Origin of the sequence: Streptomyces sp. NPDC007162 (assembly GCF_040634175.1) — a bacterium.
Taxonomy (GTDB): domain Bacteria; phylum Actinomycetota; class Actinomycetes; order Streptomycetales; family Streptomycetaceae; genus Streptomyces.
The window spans coordinates 1-1,418 of the sequence record NZ_JBEYFC010000996.1; the positions used below are offsets into that span (position 1 = coordinate 1).

Sequence of the window (1,418 nt, forward strand, 5' to 3'; positions counted from 1 at the left end):
TATCACACCGTCCTTGGTGGGGACAGCGGAGGTGATCTCTCGCATGCCATCGACGTCGCCGAGTCCGCCCTGTCCGAAGCGGATGCCGAGGACCTGCCACCCACGGTCCCCCAGCTGGAGCTGCTGTCCACGCTGATCGGCGTGTACTGCGAGCGTGGCGACCTGCACCGGGCGAACTTCCTCGCGGGCGAGGCCATCAGCCGCGCCGAGGTCATGTCCGACCGCAGGGCGCTGGGCGGCGCCTACTGGAACGCGAGTGTCGTGCTGCACCGACGCGGCAGGTCGAGCGAGGCACTGGAGCTGATCAAGAAGGCCGTCGCCATCTACGCCGAGGGCGACGACGAGCGCGCCCTGGCCCGGGTGCGCAACGCCCAGGCCACGGTGCTCCTCCAGTCGGAGAGCCCCAACCCCGCAGTCGCCAAGACGCTTCTCGAACAGAGCGCCGCGACCCTGCGGACGCTGGGCAGCAGTCTCGACATCGCGTACGTGGAAGCCGCGCTCGCCCGAGCCGAGGTCATGCTCGGCCGGCCCGAGAACGCCATCCGGCACGCCGAGACCGCCCTGCGACAACTGGGGCCCGAGCACCGCCTGGAGAGCGCCCGCGTCCATCTCGTCCTCGCCGCGGCCTATCTCATCCAGGAGGACCACGAGGCGGTGCACGCGGCGTACGAGCGCAGTGCCCTGCTGCTCGAAGCCTCCGAGGCCGGGCGACAGGCCGCCTTCGCCTGGTCGGAGCTGGGCGAGATCCTGGAGAAGAGCGGAGAGAGCGAACGCGCCGTGTGGGCCTACCGGCAGGGCATGCGACTGATGGGACACCGCGGCTCGCTCATCGCGGACGCACCCCGCCGCGTCCGGCAGGACTGACCCGCTCCCGGAGAACGAAGCGCTGCCTGGCACGAGGCGGTCACGAAGGGCACGGCAGGGAGCACGGAACGGGGACCGGCCGTCGCGCACCGTGGAGGTCGCCGACCGCGCAGAGCCGGGGTGAGCCGGTCCGGAACGGCCGGCCCGTAGCGAACGGTTGGCCACGCAGGCGGCTGTCCGCGAGGACGAAACCGTAGTGCTCCTCGGCCACGCCGTCCCGCCGGCCCGACACCGACCGCGTTCCGTACATGACGCGCCAGCCGACGGGCCGTCACCCGCGTCCCCCGGTGCATCCGGGCTCCCGCGCCGCTCCGTCCCCTGGGTGAACGAGGCCCTGAAGGCCGTTCGAGTGACTGGAGCGTCACGTTCCCCATATGAACGCGCAGCGTGTGGTGCGATGCCCACGTGACATCCGGGGGTCGGCTCGTGAAGCGACGGCCGCCCCGGATCCGTGGACGACTGAAGGGAAGCCCATGGTGCTCCGCGCACTGGCCGTGACTCAGGGCCCGCGGGCACCACGGTGTCTTCCCCAAGGAGCGCGAGGAGGGCCAGAC

1 protein-coding gene is annotated in these 1,418 nt (G+C 71.5%); it reads left to right on the top strand.

Annotation, left to right across the window (positions count from 1 at the left end; all coding sequences use genetic code 11):
- On the top strand, positions 1-864 hold an 864-nt coding region (locus ABZ646_RS46605), incomplete at its 5' end, for a transcriptional regulator (protein WP_360533852.1).
- Between the last annotated feature and the right edge of the window lie 554 nt (positions 865-1,418).